Source organism: Marinobacter caseinilyticus (assembly GCF_011074955.1).
Taxonomy (GTDB): Bacteria; Pseudomonadota; Gammaproteobacteria; order Pseudomonadales; family Oleiphilaceae; genus Marinobacter; species Marinobacter caseinilyticus.
In genome coordinates this window covers 291,182-308,945 of the sequence record NZ_WUQJ01000018.1, presented here as the reverse complement: position 1 = coordinate 308,945, position 17,764 = coordinate 291,182, and the positions used below count along the sequence as shown (strand labels likewise).

Sequence of the window (17,764 nt, the reverse complement as noted above, 5' to 3'; positions counted from 1 at the left end):
GCAACCAGACAGATCCCACTATGACCCAGACGTACCAGCATGATGCTGCGATAATGGCCCGATCTGGCGCCTACGCACTCTCTTCGATGGCCTCACGCTTTGGTGCCCTGGCGCTGGCGTTAGTGTGCCTTGCCGCTGGTCCCGCGCATGCCGCAGGCGGCTGGCTGTCGTCGCAGGCCGATGACGAGTTTCTCCCGGTTGATGAAGCACTGCCGTTCAGCTTTACCTCAGGTGATCAAGGTGTTGTGCTGTCTTGGGACATTGCACCGGAACACTACCTGTATCGTGGACGCATATCCATCTCATCTGAAACCGACGGCGTAGACATCGGGGAACTCAACTACTCCTACCCCGGCACCGAGACAGAGGATGAGTATTTTGGCCTTGTCACGGTTTTCTATGAGCCCGTGTCCGCCCAAGTGCCCGTCGCCCTGCCTGCTGGCATAAAGGAAGCCAAACTTAAGGTTTCCTATCAGGGGTGTGCCAATGCCGGGCTCTGCTACCCACCGCAAACTCGGGAAGCCTTCTATTACACCACCACCGGCTCCGGGGCAGGCCCTGCAGATTCGGCTCCGGATACGGAAGCCGGCCTGACCGCCAAAACCGAGGGTTCTGTCGATACCGCAACGGCCAGCGGGCTGGCAGGTTTTCTCGCCGAGCAATCACTGGTCGTGGTCGCACTGCTCTTTCTCGCGCTGGGGCTCGGACTGACGTTTACCCCTTGCGTGTTACCCATGGTGCCTATTATTTCGGCCCTGGTATCGAGCCGTAATACCCAAACGCACATACATGCCCTGCTGCTCTCGTTCAGCTACGTATTGGGTATGGCACTGACTTATGCCGCCGCCGGCGTGATAACCGGGTTGCTTGGCGCCAGTTTCAACCTGCAAGCACAACTGCAGTCGCCTTGGGTCCTGAGCTTTTTTGCGGCACTTTTTGCCTTGTTCGCACTCGCAATGTTCAACGTCTTCGACCTTCAATTACCGAGCTCAATCCGGGATCGTCTCAACGCCGCAAGCGAGAAGCTGACAGGCGGTCGTATCCTCAGTACTTTTTTGATTGGTGCCGTATCGGCCTTGGTGGTGTCTCCCTGCGTGTCTGCGCCGTTGGCAGGCAGTTTGCTCTACATCAGTACAACCCAGGACGCAGTGGCAGGCGGCATCGCGCTCTTCGCGTTGGGTCTGGGCATGGGTATTCCACTCATTCTGGTCGCCGTCGGCGGACGTAAGTTCCTGCCGACATCCGGTCCGTGGATGAATGTGGTCAAAGCATTCTACGGTGTCATGCTGCTCGCGGTAGCCATCTGGCTGATTGAACGACTGGCACCGGCCTGGACGGCTCTCACGTTGTGGGGGTTATTGGCCGCCATCACCGGCGTGCAACTCGGCGCACTGGACCAGGCCAAGCCGGGCTGGCAGCGGACCTGGAAGGGTCTGGGTATGGTGCTTTTTGCCTACGGACTGGCCCTGCTGGCGGGTGCCATTGGCGGCGCCAGCGACCCGTTGAAGCCACTTCAACCCTACATCGCGACCAATGTAACAGCAGACTCGGCGCTATCAACGACCCATGCAGATTTCAGGCGGCTGGCGGCACCCAACGATATTCAACGCTACCTGGACCGGGCGTCGGCCAACAACCAGCCGGTCCTTTTGGACTTTTACGCAGACTGGTGCATCAGCTGCAAAGTCATGGAAAGGACGGTATTCAGCGATCCCCGCGTAATCGCTGCACTTGAGCCAGTCTCATTGCTGCAAATTGATCTGACAGACAACACTCCGGACCAGCAAGCATACCTTGATCGCCTCGGGCTCTTTGGGCCACCGGCCCTCCTATTTTTCCAGCGTGATGGCCAAGAAGCCAAATCGCTACGAGTTCTGGGCGAGATGGACAGCGAGGAGTTTTTGCAGCATATCAAGGGCGCCAGCGGCCTGCTTGCCCTGTAACCGCCATGTCCCGGCGATTTTGGCTCTAATGTCCTCGGCGAATAAAGTACACATATTCAACATCGGTGTGTGCCTCTGCAATCAGCTCATGATGCAGAAATTGGCAAAATCGCGGCACATCCCGAGTGGTTGATGGGTCTGTCGCTACGACCTTCAGAACCCCTCCTGAGGACACCTCCTCAATACGGGCATGCAACATCATGACGGGTTCAGGACACATCAACCCCCGCGCATCCAACTCTAATTCAAATCCAGGCTGCCCCACATATACCCCCTTATTGGCGATGATCGCGCGCAATGATTGCGCATCCGGTACTGCCCGCCCGCATGTTCGGAACAGTTTAAACAACAACAGCTAAAGTCGCCTGTGCCAAATACCTATTCTCATGCTAAATTATTGTTTATAAGAACCTAATATAAAAATACATACAAAATAGTCGACTCATAAAGAGGTAAACCATGATCCGGGTTTTGATTGAACGCCATATTGCCGAAACGCTTGAATCCGCCTACGAGGAGCGCTCACGCTCTGTGCTAAGACAAGCGATTGACGCACCAGGGTTCGTCTCCGGGGAAACTCTGGTGGATGCCCATGATCCCAATCACCGACTGACACTCTGCAACTGGCGATCACCGGCGGACTGGGACCGCTGGTACCACTCCCCTGTGCGTAAGGAACTGATGAACAATCTGATTCCGATGATGGACCGGGATGAAAAAATTACCGTTCTCGAGCAAAGTCAGACAAACTGACTGGCTCCGTATCGCCAACGTCTCCGGCGACTGCGTGCGATCGATGGCAGGAGCCTGGACGCTCGCTTGGACGGAGTTACTCCATGGCAAAAGGCAACAAGACGGCCAACCGCATTCCATAACCTGCCTGCAAAGCGGCCTCAGCGGTACACAGAGGCCGCTAGCTTATCAAGCGTTCTATAAAACACGTGATTTCTTCGCGATCATGATACAAATGGCGAGCCTGAAGCCGATATTGCACACCGGCTTCATCCAGTCGGTCAGCCATAAGCTGCTGGCAAAAAAGCCACTCCTCATAGCGTTTTTTCATCGGTAGCTTGAGGTTAAATACAGTGTAACGACAAAGCTTGTTCGCCAGCCAATCCGAGGCCAACGCCGCCGTTTTCCTTGGTTGGTCAACAATATCGCAGACCATCCAGTCGACGCCCCGGCGGGGCCGCCACCGAAAACCGTCCGCGGTCACATGCTCCACGTGGCCACTCGCCATCAAATCGGAATCCATCGGGCCATTATCCACTGCCGTCACCAGCATTCCCTGGCGCACTAACTGCCAGGTCCATCCGCCTGGGGCGGCTCCAAGATCTACCGCTTTTTTGCCACCGCCCAATACTTCCAGCTTCCGGTCTGGCGACAGGAAGACTTTCCACGCCTCCTCAAGCTTCAGTGCTGAACGGCTAGGAGCGGCCGCAGGCAATCTAAGCCTTGGTATCCCGCCGGGAAATGGTGAACGATTATTCCGGTGACTCATGCCGATCATCGCGGTGGAAAAATCCGGTAGGAAGATTTCCAGGCGATCCTGGTCCTGACCGGTTGTTGCGTCCTCCATCAGCCCTGCACCACGCAAGGCCTTTGCCAGCGGTGCAATCCATTTTCGTGCGAAATTGCCGAGATCGTGATCGGGATTATCTTCAGAAACTCGAATCTCCACCCGGTCACAATGCTTAGGACCTGCAACCGACTCGCGCAGCGCATCAATGACGGCACCCACCCTGTCGGATTTGGGCAAAGGAACCTCTACAATCAGTTCGAACCAGTCGCGCACAAACACCAGACGATTGAGCGGTAACATCTTCATGAGCTCCGCCGGGGTTTCTGAGCCGCTGAGGCTAAACTCCACGCAGCCACTGCCGGCTTGAGCTTTAAAGTATCCGAAGACTCCCAGCAAGGCGGCCGCGTCGGTCAATTCACGCCCGGCCTCGGATTCAAAACCAGGGCGACAAAACACAATTATCCGACTCATGAGACACCTGTCTAATAATTTAAACTGTTTAACAACCCGTTCGCCCAGCTTGCGCTACACTGCCAGGCTCTACCTGGTAACGGAACTGATTTAATGGAGCGGGTCGAGCGCTGCAATATCCTGCTGTTTTTGCTCACGCTGATTATGATCTGCAATGGCGCAGTCGCGTCCGAAACAAACACGCCCTGCGATTCCCTTGCCATCTCCAGCGCCGATCAGCGCCAGCACCTTGCTGACCATCTCTGCTATTTTGCCGCGCCTTTTGGCTCAGTTGCCAGCAATGCCACGCACCCAGATCAACTGGCGTCGCTGGCACATTGGCAGTCGGCTGACGGTCATGACCTGACCTTCACCCACACACTCGACACCTATTGGATTCAACTGAAGGTACACAACCCGTCGGAGAACGCAGGCTTGTGGTATCTCAAACTGCACTATGCGCCCCTCGATTTTGTGACATTCTGGGCGACTTCGGGCCAAGAGGATAGACAGATCGCTACCGGCGATCAAACGCCGTTTGGTTCACGGGGCATTAATTACCGTTATTACCTTCTGCCCATCCTACTGGAATCCGGCCAATCCAAAACCATTACCCTTAAAATTCAAAGCGCCGGCGCACTCAACGTTCCCCTGACACTGGAGACCACGGAACACCTGATTGCAGAGAGCAACGAACTGACGCTTGCCCATGGTATTTTCTATGGCGCCGTACTGATTTTCTCTGTATTCAATTTATTACTGTTCTTCAGCTCCGGCACGATTTATTACTTCTACAACGCCTTCTACATGGTCTCAACCGGCCTGTTCCTGTGCGCAATGGGGGGCTTTGCCTATCAGTATTTCTGGCCCAATTCACCCTGGTTCGCCAATGCCGCGATCCCCTTGTTTGAGGCACTCGGCACGCTGGCAATGACCCTGTTCGGACGCTCATTTCTGGACATCAACGACAAGCGGAGCATTGCCTATTGGGCACTGAACGCCATCGCCGGAGTCAGTGTGGTGTTACTGGCGCTGGTGTTGGTCCTGCCATACTCCACGACTATTATCATCAACACCCTGTTTGGCCTGATTGCCATTGGCTGCCTTTTCATGACCGGGCTTGTGAGGTGGCGACAGGGTTACGGGCCGGCCAAGTGGTATGTGCTGTCATGGTCCATGATGGTTATCGGGACCTGCGTCTATGCTCTGGCCGCGTTTGGCTTCCTGGCGGACTTCGTCGCACAGGAAATTCTGATGCAGGGCGCCGTTGGTGGCCAAGTGCTCTTGCTGAACTATGCCATCGTCCAGCGCTGGCGCTTGCTTAATCAAAAATTGCTCGAAGTCGAATACGACGTCAAGCATGATCTGGAGAAAAAAGTATACGAGCGCACGGCGCAGTTGCGGGACACCATGCGAGACCTCGAGCGCGCCAATCGTCAACTGGCCGAACTAAGCACTCATGACGACCTGACCGGGATTCATAATCGGCGGTTCCTGGACGGCATGCTGCCGGACATTTGCGCTGAAGCGCGTCGGATCGGCAAATCAGCTGCCATTGTGTTGCTGGATGCCGACCACTTTAAAAAAGTGAATGACTCCTGGGGCCACCCGTTCGGCGATCTGTGCCTGCAGAGAATTGCTGAAATTCTTACACGACATGTCCGGCGACCACGGGATGTCGTGGCGCGCTTTGGCGGCGAGGAATTTGCCTTGGTATTACCGAATACCGAAGAAGACGGAGCAACCAATGTGGCCTCAAACATACTCCATGACATGGCAAAAACAACGATCAAGACGCCGGATGGCGGAGCGATCAGCCTGACCCTTAGTGCCGGAATCGCTGTTCTGCAAACCGGAGAAAGCGACGCGGCGCTCTTTGCTCGGGCCGACGAGGCACTTTACAGAGCCAAAGCTAAAGGCCGCAACCGTTTTGAAGTGGCTACTATAGACCAGGATGCCGAAGCCTAACCTCCGCTGGCTATCGTGTTGATGAAGCTGGCGGCTATCTCGGCCGCCCGGTCGATGAGTATGCTCTGGCTCGTCCGATGCCGGACCAAGGGCTTAAAATCGTGATCCCCACCGAACAGCCAATGCAGTTTGATAGGTGGCCCCAGATTGCCGAGTTGCATCAACTCATCCTGAGTGCCAAATGGATCACGACTCCCCTGTAGAATACAAACCGGCAACGTCAGCCTGGCAAAATGCTCAGTGCGCCAGCGATCGGCTTTTCGAGGCGGGTGAAAGGGGTAGCCAAAACACACAACACCCGAAACAGCACCGCCAAGACCACTCTCTGCCGCTAACAGGCTCGCCACCCGCCCCCCGAGAGACTTGCCCCCAATAAACAGGGGTCGCTCCCAACCAATCAGGGACCGTAAACGAGCAATCTCCTCCTGGAACGTGTCCATCAGTTTCGGAACCCTCGCCGGCGGGCGCCGACCGCCATTTTCACGTCGCAGTTTCATATACGGGAACTCAAACCGAACAACTGTAACGCCCTTTACAGCCAACGCCGACGACAGCCGATTCATATAACTCGAATCGGCCGGCGCCCCGGCTCCGTGAGCTAACAACAGGACCGATTTACCGGTGCCCTCAGACCAAAATTCTGAATAATTCACACTCACTCCAAAACTGACTACGCTTACTTAACGATGGTCGTTAAATCGCAGAATAAAAAAGGACTTCAAAAGCAACAATGTTGAACCAAGAAGCGGCGCATTATAGTCGTCCATGTTGCTGATTTGAGCGGCATAGTGACTTGATCTGGGTCATTGCAAACGCCCTATGATTTCTCCATACTTGCGCCCGCATATTTCCCACTCTGAATCCATTGGTAAGGCTATGAGCACAGCAAATCCAACCTTGACGTACAACTACAAGGTGGTGAGACAGTTCGCCATCATGACAGTGGTATGGGGTATCGTTGGGATGAGCCTGGGCGTGCTGATCGCAGCACAGCTCGTGTGGCCATCTGTGAACCTCGATTTACCCTTTACGCACTTTGGCCGCCTGCGGCCACTCCATACGAACGCCGTCATCTTCGGCTTTGGTGGCAGCGCCCTGTTCGCCACCTCCTATTATGTTGTTCAGCGCACCTGTCAGGCCCGCCTGTTCTCTGACGGGTTGGCCGCCGCCACCTTCTGGGGTTGGCAACTGGTTCTGATTTCGGCTGTCATCACCCTACCCCAGGGCCTGACGTCGACCAAGGAATATGCTGAGCTGGAATGGCCCATTGACATCCTGATCACATTGGTTTGGGTATCCTACGCCATTGTATTTTTCGGCACGATTACCCAGCGAAAAACACCTCATATTTATGTGGCCAACTGGTTCTATGGTGGTTTTATACTCACCGTCGCGGTTCTGCACATAGGCAACAACCTGGCATTACCCGTCTCCGCCTTCAAATCCTACTCCATCTACAGCGGTGTGACCGATGCCATGATGCAGTGGTGGTGGGGCCACAATGCGGTTGGGTTCTTCCTGACGGCTGGCTTCCTCGGAATGATGTACTATTTCGTTCCCAAACAGGCAGGCCGCCCGGTTTACTCCTACCGTCTCTCAATCGTGCATTTCTGGGCACTGATTGCGACCTACGTCTGGGCCGGCGCCCACCACCTGCATTACAGCGCACTCCCGGATTGGGCTCAAACAGCCGGCATGGTGATGTCTCTTATCCTGCTCGCGCCCAGCTGGGGCGGCATGATCAACGGCATGATGACGCTGTCCGGTGCTTGGCATAAGCTCCGCACGGACCCCATTCTGCGCTTTCTGGTGGTATCCCTGTCCTTCTACGGCATGTCAACGTTTGAAGGCCCGATGATGGCCATCAAAACGGTTAATGCGCTGTCTCACAACACCGACTGGACCATCGGTCATGTTCATTCCGGTGCCTTGGGCTGGGTGGCAATGATCAGTATCGGCGCCATTTACCACTTGATCCCCAAATTATGGGGGGTGCAGGCCATGTACAGTACCGCCTTGATCAACCTGCATTTCTGGTTGGCCACCGTGGGCACAGTGCTCTATATCGTCGCCATGTGGGTTAACGGCATCATGCAAGGGTTGATGTGGCGTGCAGTGAATGAAGACGGCACCTTGACCTACAGCTTCGTCGAAGCGCTGGAAGCTTCGACCCCAGGCTACTTCGTCCGCTTCCTGGGTGGTGCAATCTTCCTGTCAGGCATGCTGGTGATGGCGTACAACGTCCGCATGACCATTCGACAGAAAGATGCAGTCGCACTGGACAACAGTGTCGCTCAAGCGGCCTGACGGGAGAGGACTCGATGAATCACGAAATAATTGAAAAGAACATCGGCCTGATGGTCGTTCTGATCCTCTTTGTGATCAGTGGCGGCTTCCTGGCGGAAGTCGTGCCGCTGTTTTTCAACAAGAGCGTCAATGAGCCCATCGCCGGTCTGGAACCACTGACGCCACTGGAACTGGAAGGCCGTGACATCTACATCCGCGAAGGCTGTCACGTCTGCCATACCCAGATGATTCGCCCTTTCCGGGCTGAAACCGAGCGCTATGGCCACTACTCGGTTGCTGGCGAGTTCGTGTATGAGCATCCGTTTTTGTGGGGTTCCAAACGCACTGGCCCTGACCTGGCACGGGTAGGTGAGCGTTATTCCGACGCCTGGCACCGGATGCACCTGAACGACCCGCGCAGTGTGGTGCCGGAGTCAAACATGCCGTCATTCCCCTGGCTGTTTGAAAACAAGGTCGACCACACCGACACCGTTGCGAAACTGAAAGTGTTCCAACGGCTCGGCGTTCCTTATACCGAAGAGGACATCGCCGGGGCGGTTGAAGGCGTGAAAGGTAAATTTGAAATCGAAGCACTGGTAGCCTATCTGCAGCAGCTCGGCACAGTGATCACAACCAAACGGTGATGTCGATGGATATCAATGAGTTACGTGGAATACACACATTGCTCGTTATGATTGCCTTTTTCGGTATTTGCTGGTGGGCCTACAGCGCTCATCGCAGCAAACCGAATGACGAGGCCGCTCATCTGCCATTTGACGACGATGAGATCGATCAGCGTACCCGGGAACAGGACATGACGGAGAAAAAGCAATGAGTACCTTCTGGAGCATCTGGGTCAGCGTGATCGTGCTAGGTACCATCTTTGGCTGTTGGGCGCTGTTGATGGCGACTCGCAAAGGCCAGAAGCATGACCAGGAAACCGACCGCACCACTGGTCATTCATTTGATGGCATCGAAGAGTTGGATAATCCATTACCTAAATGGTGGTTCCACCTGTTTGTTGCCACCTGCGTATTTTCACTGGGCTACCTGGCGCTCTACCCCGGGCTAGGCAATTTCCAGGGGTTACTGGGCTGGAGCCAATACAATCAGTGGGAAGAAGAAATGCAACAGGCGGACGCGACCTACGGTGAACTTTACGCCCAGTTCGGGGAAGTGCCGGTCAAAGAATTGGCCACCAATGAAGACGCACTGAAGATGGGTCAACGACTGTTCTCCAATAATTGCGCCGTTTGTCACGGCTCCGCCGCGCGGGGTGCCATTGGCTTCCCCAATCTGGCAGACGATGCCTGGTTGTACGGCGGTGAGCCGGAAAATATTCTTTATACGCTGAACAATGGGCGCCAGGGCGCCATGCCAGCCAAGGGCCTGATGCCGAACATGACCGCTGAGCAGGTCAATCAGGTGGTAAACTACGTCCTCAGCTTCAGCGGCCGTGAAAAAGACCCAAAGGCTGCCAAGGCCGGCGCTCAGGTCTTCGCCCAAGGATGTGCTGGCTGTCACGGCCAGGATGCGAAAGGCAATCAGGCGGTGGGCGCACCCAACCTGACCGATGATGCCTGGCTCTATGGCAGCACCTACGAGTGGATTGAAGAAACCGTCTTGTACGGCCGCGAAAACCGGATGCCGAAGCAAAGTGAACGCCTCAGCAGCGATCAGATTCACATTCTGGCGGCTTACGTGTACAGCTTGTCCAACTGATGGTGGCCCGGGCTGACAGCAATCGCTGTCAGCCCTACTTAGTCTGTTGAATCCTGGGCCTGAACTGCTTGGACCCAGGCTTGAAAAGACTTTTCCCTCAGGAGGCTTTAATGACCCGTCAAATTCCGGTCACTCAAATTGACCCTTCGACTGGCACCTCCAACAAGAAAAAAAAAGGCGAAACGGTAGAGCTCTACGCCAGCCGTAAGAAAATATACGTAAAGGAAGTCAAAGGCTTCTATCAAAAAATTCGCACCATCAGCCTCTGGGCTTTGATGGGCATGTATTTTCTTTTCTGCTGGGTCACGATTGATGGCCAGCCGCTGGTGTATTTTGACCTCCCTGCACGCGAGTTCCATTTGTTTGGCGGCACCTTCTTTCCTCAGGATTTCATTCTCCTGTCCGGCATGCTCATCATTGCCGCCTTCGGACTGTTTTTCGTAACGACGCTTTTTGGCCGAGTGTGGTGTGGGTACACCTGCCCACAAACCGTCTGGACCTTTATCTTCATGTGGGTGGAAGAACGCATCGAAGGTAGCCGTAACAAACGCATGAAACTGGACAAGTCGCCCCGCTCTCGTGAAAAGCTGATCAAGAAAGCGTTGAAACATGCGGTGTGGCTGCTGATAGCCTTTGCTACCGGACTCACCTTTGTCGGGTATTTTTACCCGGTTCAGGAGCTCAGCGTTGATCTGTTCACGCTGAATGCCAATGGCTGGGCCTACTTCTGGGTCGGTTTCTTTACCATCGCCACTTACATGAATGCGGGCTGGTTGCGCGAACAGGTGTGCCTTTACATGTGTCCCTACGCCCGCTTTCAGTCGGTCATGTTCGATCAGGATACGCGCACCGTCAGTTACGATGCGAGCCGAGGTGAACCCCGCGGTGGCCGCAAGAAAGGCGTGGCCCCCGAAGAGCTTGGGCTGGGAGACTGTATCGACTGCGGCCTCTGTGTGCAGGTCTGTCCGACCGGCATTGATATTCGCGATGGCCTCCAGTACGAGTGCATTGGCTGTGCGCTGTGTATCGACGCGTGTGACGACGTCATGGAAAAAATGGCCTACCCCAAGGGCCTGATTCGATACGCAACCGAAAACGAGCTGGAAGGTATGCCCTCGAAACTGCTTCGGCCCAGGACGTTTGGCTATGGGGCGGCCCTGGTTGTGATGATTGGCGCCATTATTTTTACACTGATGACCCGGTCACCCGCCGAACTCGATGTTCTGCGCGATCGTGGCGCGCTGTTTAAATACAACGGGCGTGGGATGGTAGAAAACTCCTACACGGTCAAGATCGCCAATTTGTCGCAGGTGCGCCAAACCTTCGAGCTTTCTGTGTCAGGGCTTGAAACCGCGCGGCTATTGAACAACAAAAACATCAACGTAGATGTTGGTGAAAACCTCGAGGTTCCCACTGTTGTCGAAGTGGATCCGGAGGCAATCACCCAAAGCAATAACACGATCACGTTCACCATTGAATCAATCAGTGGTGAACCGCTGACAATTGAGACTGAAAGCCGCTTTGTCGGTCCGGAACGTCGCTGAATGGAGGCGATCCGAACGCAATCCACAGGTAATAACATGATGATAAATGAAGAAAAAATGGTGGCGCCCTGGTTCAGGCAACCGTGGTTCTGGTTTCTGCTGATTTTCCCAGGCATGTCGGTTATTTGGTGCACCCTGGCCATTACAGTGGCGGTCACCACCGACAACGCCATGGTTACCGACGACTACTCGAAAGAAGGTCGCGGCATCAACGCTGAATTTGCGCGGGACGACCAAGCCTCGGCCATGGGCCTGTCGGCGCGGCTGGACTTTTCCGGCGAGCGCTTGATGCTCACCATGGACAGCACCTCCGGAGATCAGCAGTTTCCCTATCTGATCCTCAACCTGTTTCATCCTACATTGTCCGAGCGCGACCGCACCATTCAGCTGAATCCCACCGACGATGGCCGTTACTCTGCGGCCTTGCCACGGAATCTCGATGGCCGCTGGTATTTTGATCTTCGCGACCCAGGCAACCAGTGGCGCCTGAAAGGTGAAACTCACCTGCCGTCGCTGACCCCGCTCGAAATCCACGCCGAGGTCAGAGGTCGGGAGTGAATCTGAATCGGTCGGATTGTTTTCATTGTGGCGAACCGGCTACAGGTTCGCCCGCAATAGCCCTTGTACTGGATGGCCAGACTCGGCATTTTTGCTGCCACGGCTGCAAAGCCGTGTGTGAAACGATTCGCTCCGAAGGGCTTACCGGCTTTTATCAACACCGCACGCAACCTGCCGCCACCCCCAAAGCACTTACGGGTATTGAGCTCGAGCGCATACGCGAACTGGATCATGCATTGGTGCAGGAGGCGTTTGTTGTTCCAGTCAAAGCTGGATTGGAAGCGCACCTTCTGATCGACGGTATTACCTGTGCGGCGTGCATCTGGCTCCTGGAGCACCACCTGGCCCGCAAGCAGGGGGTTATCGAATTTACCGTTAATCACACAACCCAGAGAGCCCGACTGGTTTGGGCGCCCGATCAGACCAACCTCAGTGAACTGGTGATGGCCATCTATCAGCTCGGCTACAAGGCCCGGCCTTACCGGGCCGATGAGGCTGAGTTGGCGTTGCAAGCGGAAAAACGCAAAGCCATTATCCGGCTATGCATTGCGGGCTTTGGCACAACGCAAAGCATGATGCTGGCGTTTCCACTGTATTTTCAACTGATCAACGGCCTTTCCGATGAGCTCGTGCAGCTGTTTCGCTGGTTCAGCCTGCTGGTTGCAACTCCGGTGGTTATTTACAGTGCCCAACCTTTTTTTCGCAACGCATTGCGCGACCTACGGAGTCGCCACTTCACGATGGATGTACCGGTTGCCACCGCCATTGGCCTGGCTTACGTTGCCAGCGTCTGGGTCACCATCGGTGGCGGCGATGAGGTGTACTTCGAGTCGGTTTGTATGTTTACTTTTTTTCTGTCGCTCGGACGCTTCATTGAAATGCAGGCGCGCTATCGCGCCGGTCTGACCGGCGATGCATTGGGCAATATCCAGCCCTCAGTTGCGACCTTACGAACGGGGGTCGACACTGAAATCGTGGCGGTTCACACCCTAAAACCCGGAGATCTGATCGATATCAAACCCGGGGAGACCATTCCGGTTGACGGCACCATCAGCAGCGGCAGCTCCACCTTGAACGAAGCCGCCCTCACCGGCGAATACCTCCCTGAAACCCGAATCGCTGGCGACCGGGCGCATGCCGGCAGCGTCAATGGTGAAAACCCCCTGACCTTGAGAGTCGAACGTGTGGGTGCCCAAACCCGTATCTCAGGCATATTGCGGATCCTCGACCGGGTTCAGGCCGAAAAGCCCCCTGCTGCACGCCTGGCGGACAAAGTGGCTGGCGCTTTCGTGAGCCGGGTACTGATCATCGCGCCATTGGTCTGGATTGGTTGGTGGCTTGCAGGCTCCGACCATGCCTTCGGCATTACGCTGTCGGTGCTGGTGGTCACCTGTCCCTGCGCACTATCACTGGCCACTCCCACTGCCATCACCAGCGCCACCATGCAATTGCGCAAACTGGGATTTCTCCCCACCCGAGGCCACACTCTGGAAACGCTGGGCAAGGTTGATACCGTTGTGTTCGACAAGACTGGCACGTTGACGCAAGGCGCGCTGGCCATGACCGACGTCCATCTTTTTTCAACACACAGCAAGTCCGAGTGTCTGGCCATTGCGGCAGGTCTGGAAAATTCGTCAGAGCACCCTATCGCTCAGGTTTTCCGCCCGTTTCCGGCCGTGGACGTGGCGCTCATCCGAAACCATGTCGGCGGCGGACTTGAAGGCCGAGCCCATGGTGAAGCCGTATTTATTGGGCATGCCGATTTTGTTCAGGACCGGTTAACGGCCCCAAAACCTGCCCTACAGGTCAGTCATGGCATAGAAGTCTGGCTGGCAACAGAGTCGCGGTGGCTGGCGTGTTTCGTGCTGGATGATCAGCCCCGGAGTGACGCGTTCGAGGCCGTATCCGCGCTGCAATCCATGGGCTTGGAAACCATTCTACTCAGTGGAGACCGTTCGGGGCATGTCACGCGCATTGCCAATGAGCTTGGCATCAAGACCGCCATTGGCCAGAGTACACCGGAACAAAAGCTGAATGTTCTGACAGCCCTGAGTGCCGAGGGACGTACGGTCATGATGGTCGGCGACGGGCTCAATGACCTGCCCTCAATGGCGGGTGCTGGCGTCTCGGTAGCCATGGGCTCGGCCGCGGACCTGACACGACTCAGGGCCGATGCGGTGTTGCTTAATGGCCAACTCACGCAACTGGTGGCGGCGATTCACATCAGTCGCAAGACTCGCCGGATTATTCGCCAGAACCTGATATGGGCGCTGGCGTATAATCTGTGTGCTCTGCCCCTGGCCGCCGCCGGGCTGGTTCCACCCTGGCTGGCCGCTATCGGTATGTCACTGAGCTCGTTGTTGGTGGTACTCAATGCCTTGAGACTCGGACGTGGCGGGTCACCGGCAAAACCAAGCTCAACCGAGTCCACAGTCGTTGGTCCCCAGGCAACATCCTGATACCGTAATAATCGAACCTGAACTGATCCGAGGAGCGTTATGGAGGTCGTACTCATACTGGTGCCCATCACCTTGATACTTGTCGCGCTGGGCGTTCTGGTGTTCTCCTGGGCGGTCAAAAATGGCCAATACGATGATCTGGAAGGGCCCGCACATCAGATTCTCTACGACGACGACAAAAACATGATTCCTGAAGAATCCCGGCAGCCACCCGTGGCCGACGACAGCGCTGACGCCAGCCGGAATTCCGCGCATCAGCCTACCGATACCCAGGAACCCAAACACTGATGGAGCCGGGGTTATACCTTAGTTATTCGAGTGCCTTCCTGATCGGTTTGCTGGGCAGTACGCATTGCCTGGGTATGTGTGGCGGAATCAGCGCGTCGTTGTCGATGTCGCTGCCGGTTGGGCCAGGCTTTCGATTGAGACAGGCCGTTATGTTGCTGGCGTTTAACAGTGGTCGTATCGGTAGCTACGTGCTGATTGCCACACTAATCGCGGTGATCAGTACCCAAGCGGCCAGCGAGTGGGCACAACTGGGCCCCATTTTACGCACCGTTGCGGGCATGCTGATCATTGTCATGGGACTGTCGATGGGGCAATGGTGGCAAGGGATCCGTTATATTGAACGGCTCGGGGCACCGGTATGGGCCCGACTTTCGCCATTGACCCAACACCTGCTGCCGGTAAACAACACGCGGCAGGCACTGGTCCTGGGGGCTTTGTGGGGCTGGTTACCCTGTGGGCTGGTGTACAGTACACTTGGCTGGGCCGCTTTGCAGCCGACGATTGGGTCGGCGGCCGCCACCATGCTGTGCTTCGGCTTGGGCACACTGCCCTCGATGCTGGCCACCGGCTTTGCCGCAACCTGGATTTCGCGATTGAAACGTCATTGCCACTTTCGTCAGGTGGCCGGTTTTCTGCTGATTCTTTTCGGCTTGTGGACCTTGCCTCTGACGGCGATCCTCAGCTAAAGGTTCAACACATCCAGACGGCTGTAATCCGTGTGCTCGTCCTGCGCGGGGTTACTGTTGCGTGAAACCAATGCATTGGCCGAAAAATCATAGAGTGACGAGTCCGCCAGGTGCGAGGGTTCCACGTTGCGTATGGCCTGGAACATCGTTTCCAACCGGCCGGGGTGCTGCTTGTCCCAGGTTTGCAGCATGTCCTTGACGACCTGGCGCTGCAGATTGTCCTGTGATCCACACAAATTACAGGGAATGATAGGAAACTCCCGCATGGCGGCATACCGCGCGAGGTCTTTTTCGCGGCAGTAGGCCATGGGCCGGATAACCACATTTCGACCGTCATCACTGTGGAGTTTCGGCGGCATTGTTTTAAGCTTACCCCCGTAAAACATATTCAGGAACAGAGTCTCCAGCAGATCATCCCGATGGTGTCCCAGTGCGATTTTAGTCACGCCGTGCTGTTCAGCAAAATTGTAAAGAATTCCGCGACGTAGACGTGAACAAAGACCACAAGTGGTCTTCCCTTCCGGCACTTTTTCTTTAACAATGCTGTACGTGTCTTTTTCGATGATGTGATACTCGACATCAAGCCCCGACAAATACGTTGGCAGTACGTCCTCCGGGTAGCCCGGCTGTTTCTGGTCCAGGTTTACGGCAATCAGCTCAAAATCCACTGGCGCGCTTTTTTGCAGTCGCAACAGGATATCCAGCATGGCGTAGGAGTCCTTGCCGCCGCTGAGGCAACACATCACTTTGTCGCCGGCTTCGATCATCGAAAAATCTGCGATGGCCTGGCCCACCTCGCGACGTAACCGCTTTTGCAGTTTGTTCTGCGCCAACGTGGCCTTCAGGTCATCGCCGGTGGCGGTCGTTTCAGAACGGGGTGCAGTCATAGAATCCGGCATAATAGGAACACACAGTCAAACAATCAGTAGGCCGGCAATTATACGGGACTGGGACCGGCCTCGTCACACCCATAGGAAAAAGGATTGCATATGGACATGCCTCACGCTGAAGCCGGTCGCCAGGGAAAACGCGAACGAAATCGAATCAATAACCGCAACGCCATTCTGCTGGCAGCCCGGGAATGTTTTCGCGAACTGGGATATGAGAAGACCACCATACGCGATATCGTGCGTCGTACCGGGCTCGCCGCGGGTACGTTTTATAATTATTTTTCGAGCAAACGCGATATTTTTGCCGCCCTGTTGACTGACTTTCTCAATCAGCTAAATCACAACATCAGCGAACTTCGTAACTCCGCGCGCTCCGGACAGGATTTTATCCGTTCAACCTACCTTGCACTTTTTCAAGCCACGGCCGCAGATCCCCTGGTGTATGAATTGGCGTACCGAAATGACCAGGCCATCCGCGAATTATTTGGATCCGACATCCTGGGCCTGGCGATGCTGTCGCTTGAAGAGGATGTAAGAGACGCCGTTGAACGCGGCATTTTGCCACCGATTGATCAGGAATATCTCTGCGCGGCATTTTTCGGTGTGGCCTATGAGATGAGTTTACGGCTTGCGCGTCGCGCCCACCTTCAGCCCGAGACCGCAGAGCGCGAGCCCCACCGTGCCGCTGATTTCGCGGCGGCGCTGTTTTTAGGGGGACTGCAACGATTGCAGACACTTTCGTAATCGAAGCCGCTGGCATACCATGGCGATATGACATCACTGCGCATCGTAACCGACAAGGATGACGATACTGGCCGCCTGATTGCCAGGGCGGCGCTGTACGAACAGGTCCAGCACCTGATGATCGCAGTGGAATCAATACTGAGGGCAACGCCCGAGGGTTTGTCGGAGCTGGCGCTGATCCGGGCGTTACAAAGCAAACCCTGGCACCTGCTGGGCAAGGTCGATTTCAGCCAGCCAGAACGGCTCTACCCGGTTCACTTTCTTGTTTTCCATGTGCTATATCGGCTGCGAGATGAAGTGTCGGGCCAGGGAGAAAAACTCAACATCTCCCCACTGACGATTCGGCTTGGCCGCGATCAGACCGTTTCTGGCCGGGGGTGGCCCGAGCCCACGGACAAATTGCGCGCCTTCTACCTCGACCTGAGCCAATACCAACTTTCCGAAGCGTCCATAGGTAAAATGATGGATGATTTCTGGTCGGGACGGTCCTTTCATTATCCCGCCAGCGAGGAGGCCGCCGAGGCTGCTTCGATCCTGGGTTTCAGCCAACTCCCAGACAGTTTTGACGAGATCAAATACCGTTTCAGGCGCTCGGTCATGCTGCTGCATCCAGACCGCGGTGGAGACACCGCCAAGGTCCAGGAACTGAACGAAGCGTTTGGCACCCTGCGCCGCTATTTCAACCAAAACCAACCCTAGGATCC

General features: G+C 55.6%; 18 protein-coding genes. 14 read left to right on the top strand and 4 right to left on the bottom strand.

Annotation, left to right across the window (positions count from 1 at the left end):
• Positions 1 to 53 precede the first annotated feature (53 nt).
• Positions 54 to 1,943, top strand: a complete 1,890-nt coding sequence (gene dsbD / locus GRX64_RS08180; protein ID WP_166266072.1) for a protein-disulfide reductase DsbD — start codon at positions 54 to 56, stop codon at positions 1,941 to 1,943.
• Between the two features lie 25 nt (positions 1,944 to 1,968).
• Here dsbD and tusA read toward each other — a convergent pair whose 3' ends face one another.
• On the bottom strand, positions 1,969 to 2,208 hold the full coding sequence (gene tusA / locus GRX64_RS08175) for a sulfurtransferase TusA (protein ID WP_166266069.1): 240 nt from the start codon (positions 2,206 to 2,208) through the stop codon (positions 1,969 to 1,971).
• Between the two features lie 194 nt (positions 2,209 to 2,402).
• Between tusA and GRX64_RS08170 the strand changes: the two genes are divergently transcribed.
• Positions 2,403 to 2,696: an antibiotic biosynthesis monooxygenase family protein gene (locus tag GRX64_RS08170; protein ID WP_166265800.1), complete on the top strand. Its 294-nt coding sequence runs from the start codon at positions 2,403 to 2,405 to the stop codon at positions 2,694 to 2,696.
• 160 nt (positions 2,697 to 2,856) lie between these two features.
• Here GRX64_RS08170 and rlmM read toward each other — a convergent pair whose 3' ends face one another.
• Positions 2,857 to 3,936, bottom strand: coding sequence for a 23S rRNA (cytidine(2498)-2'-O)-methyltransferase RlmM (gene rlmM, locus GRX64_RS08165; RefSeq protein ID WP_166265797.1), 1,080 nt, complete (start codon positions 3,934 to 3,936; stop codon positions 2,857 to 2,859).
• Between the two features lie 93 nt (positions 3,937 to 4,029).
• On the opposite strand from rlmM, the gene GRX64_RS08160 reads away from it, so the two are divergent.
• On the top strand, positions 4,030 to 5,883 hold the full coding sequence (locus GRX64_RS08160) for a sensor domain-containing diguanylate cyclase (protein WP_166265794.1): 1,854 nt from the start codon (positions 4,030 to 4,032) through the stop codon (positions 5,881 to 5,883).
• Here GRX64_RS08160 and GRX64_RS08155 read toward each other — a convergent pair.
• Positions 5,880 to 6,536: an alpha/beta family hydrolase gene (locus GRX64_RS08155; protein WP_166265791.1), complete on the bottom strand. Its 657-nt coding sequence runs from the start codon at positions 6,534 to 6,536 to the stop codon at positions 5,880 to 5,882. The two genes, GRX64_RS08160 and GRX64_RS08155, sit on opposite strands and share 4 nt — an antisense overlap.
• A gap of 223 nt (positions 6,537 to 6,759) precedes the next feature.
• On the opposite strand from GRX64_RS08155, the gene ccoN reads away from it, so the two are divergent.
• From ccoN to GRX64_RS08110, 9 genes are all read left to right on the top strand, one after another.
• Positions 6,760 to 8,190, top strand: coding sequence for a cytochrome-c oxidase, cbb3-type subunit I (gene ccoN, locus GRX64_RS08150; protein WP_166265788.1), 1,431 nt, complete (start codon positions 6,760 to 6,762; stop codon positions 8,188 to 8,190).
• Between the two features lie 14 nt (positions 8,191 to 8,204).
• Positions 8,205 to 8,813 carry a cytochrome-c oxidase, cbb3-type subunit II gene (gene ccoO, locus GRX64_RS08145; RefSeq protein ID WP_166265785.1) on the top strand — a complete coding sequence of 203 codons (609 nt, stop codon included), beginning with the start codon at positions 8,205 to 8,207 and terminating at the stop codon, positions 8,811 to 8,813.
• Positions 8,814 to 8,818: 5 nt separating this feature from the next.
• Positions 8,819 to 9,004 carry a cbb3-type cytochrome oxidase subunit 3 gene (locus GRX64_RS08140; protein WP_166265782.1) on the top strand — a complete coding sequence of 62 codons (186 nt, stop codon included), beginning with the start codon at positions 8,819 to 8,821 and terminating at the stop codon, positions 9,002 to 9,004.
• The gene (ccoP, locus tag GRX64_RS08135; RefSeq protein ID WP_166265779.1) at positions 9,001 to 9,891 is read left to right on the top strand and encodes a cytochrome-c oxidase, cbb3-type subunit III; all 891 of its coding nucleotides are present in this window, start codon (positions 9,001 to 9,003) and stop codon (positions 9,889 to 9,891) included. Before GRX64_RS08140 ends, ccoP begins: the two co-directional genes overlap by 4 nt.
• Before the next feature lie 110 nt (positions 9,892 to 10,001).
• A complete protein-coding gene (ccoG, locus tag GRX64_RS08130) occupies positions 10,002 to 11,435 on the top strand; it encodes a cytochrome c oxidase accessory protein CcoG (protein ID WP_166265776.1) in 1,434 nt (477 codons plus the stop codon).
• Positions 11,436 to 11,471: 36 nt separating this feature from the next.
• The gene (locus GRX64_RS08125; RefSeq protein WP_235937569.1) at positions 11,472 to 11,993 is read left to right on the top strand and encodes a FixH family protein; all 522 of its coding nucleotides are present in this window, start codon (positions 11,472 to 11,474) and stop codon (positions 11,991 to 11,993) included.
• Positions 11,994 to 11,995: 2 nt separating this feature from the next.
• Positions 11,996 to 14,452, top strand: coding sequence for a heavy metal translocating P-type ATPase (locus tag GRX64_RS08120; protein ID WP_166266063.1), 2,457 nt, complete (start codon positions 11,996 to 11,998; stop codon positions 14,450 to 14,452).
• A 39-nt stretch (positions 14,453 to 14,491) separates the two neighbouring features.
• Positions 14,492 to 14,740 carry a cbb3-type cytochrome oxidase assembly protein CcoS gene (gene ccoS / locus GRX64_RS08115; RefSeq protein WP_166265773.1) on the top strand — a complete coding sequence of 83 codons (249 nt, stop codon included), beginning with the start codon at positions 14,492 to 14,494 and terminating at the stop codon, positions 14,738 to 14,740.
• A complete protein-coding gene (locus GRX64_RS08110) occupies positions 14,740 to 15,426 on the top strand; it encodes a sulfite exporter TauE/SafE family protein (protein ID WP_166265770.1) in 687 nt (228 codons plus the stop codon). The genes ccoS and GRX64_RS08110 overlap by 1 nt, the downstream gene beginning before the upstream one ends.
• Here GRX64_RS08110 and ttcA read toward each other — a convergent pair.
• The gene (gene ttcA, locus GRX64_RS08105; protein WP_235937568.1) at positions 15,423 to 16,313 is read right to left on the bottom strand and encodes a tRNA 2-thiocytidine(32) synthetase TtcA; all 891 of its coding nucleotides are present in this window, start codon (positions 16,311 to 16,313) and stop codon (positions 15,423 to 15,425) included. The two genes, GRX64_RS08110 and ttcA, sit on opposite strands and share 4 nt — an antisense overlap.
• 102 nt (positions 16,314 to 16,415) lie before the next feature.
• On the opposite strand from ttcA, the gene GRX64_RS08100 reads away from it, so the two are divergent.
• Together GRX64_RS08100 and GRX64_RS08095 are read left to right on the top strand one after the other, a co-directional pair.
• Complete coding sequence (locus GRX64_RS08100) at positions 16,416 to 17,060, top strand: TetR/AcrR family transcriptional regulator (RefSeq protein ID WP_166265765.1); 645 nt, start codon at positions 16,416 to 16,418, stop codon at positions 17,058 to 17,060.
• A 27-nt stretch (positions 17,061 to 17,087) separates the two neighbouring features.
• Complete coding sequence (locus GRX64_RS08095; protein WP_166265762.1) at positions 17,088 to 17,759, top strand: DNA-J related domain-containing protein; 672 nt, start codon at positions 17,088 to 17,090, stop codon at positions 17,757 to 17,759.
• The last annotated feature ends 5 nt before the right edge of the window (positions 17,760 to 17,764 follow it).

Excerpts from the sequence above, each read along its gene's own strand:
- dsbD (WP_166266072.1), top strand. The coding sequence starts at position 54 with ATGGCCCGATCTGGCGCCTACGCACTCTCTTCGATGGCCTCACGCTTT.
- GRX64_RS08170 (WP_166265800.1), top strand. The coding sequence starts at position 2,403 with ATGATCCGGGTTTTGATTGAACGCCATATTGCCGAAACGCTTGAATCC.
- rlmM (WP_166265797.1), bottom strand. The coding sequence starts at position 3,936 with ATGAGTCGGATAATTGTGTTTTGTCGCCCTGGTTTTGAATCCGAGGCC.
- GRX64_RS08160 (WP_166265794.1), top strand. The coding sequence starts at position 4,030 with ATGGAGCGGGTCGAGCGCTGCAATATCCTGCTGTTTTTGCTCACGCTG.
- ccoN (WP_166265788.1), top strand. The coding sequence starts at position 6,760 with ATGAGCACAGCAAATCCAACCTTGACGTACAACTACAAGGTGGTGAGA.
- ccoO (WP_166265785.1), top strand. The coding sequence starts at position 8,205 with ATGAATCACGAAATAATTGAAAAGAACATCGGCCTGATGGTCGTTCTG.
- GRX64_RS08140 (WP_166265782.1), top strand. The coding sequence starts at position 8,819 with ATGGATATCAATGAGTTACGTGGAATACACACATTGCTCGTTATGATT.
- ccoP (WP_166265779.1), top strand. The coding sequence starts at position 9,001 with ATGAGTACCTTCTGGAGCATCTGGGTCAGCGTGATCGTGCTAGGTACC.
- ccoG (WP_166265776.1), top strand. The coding sequence starts at position 10,002 with ATGACCCGTCAAATTCCGGTCACTCAAATTGACCCTTCGACTGGCACC.
- GRX64_RS08125 (WP_235937569.1), top strand. The coding sequence starts at position 11,472 with ATGATGATAAATGAAGAAAAAATGGTGGCGCCCTGGTTCAGGCAACCG.
- ccoS (WP_166265773.1), top strand. The coding sequence starts at position 14,492 with ATGGAGGTCGTACTCATACTGGTGCCCATCACCTTGATACTTGTCGCG.
- GRX64_RS08110 (WP_166265770.1), top strand. The coding sequence starts at position 14,740 with ATGGAGCCGGGGTTATACCTTAGTTATTCGAGTGCCTTCCTGATCGGT.
- ttcA (WP_235937568.1), bottom strand. The coding sequence starts at position 16,313 with ATGACTGCACCCCGTTCTGAAACGACCGCCACCGGCGATGACCTGAAG.
- GRX64_RS08100 (WP_166265765.1), top strand. The coding sequence starts at position 16,416 with ATGGACATGCCTCACGCTGAAGCCGGTCGCCAGGGAAAACGCGAACGA.
- GRX64_RS08095 (WP_166265762.1), top strand. The coding sequence starts at position 17,088 with ATGACATCACTGCGCATCGTAACCGACAAGGATGACGATACTGGCCGC.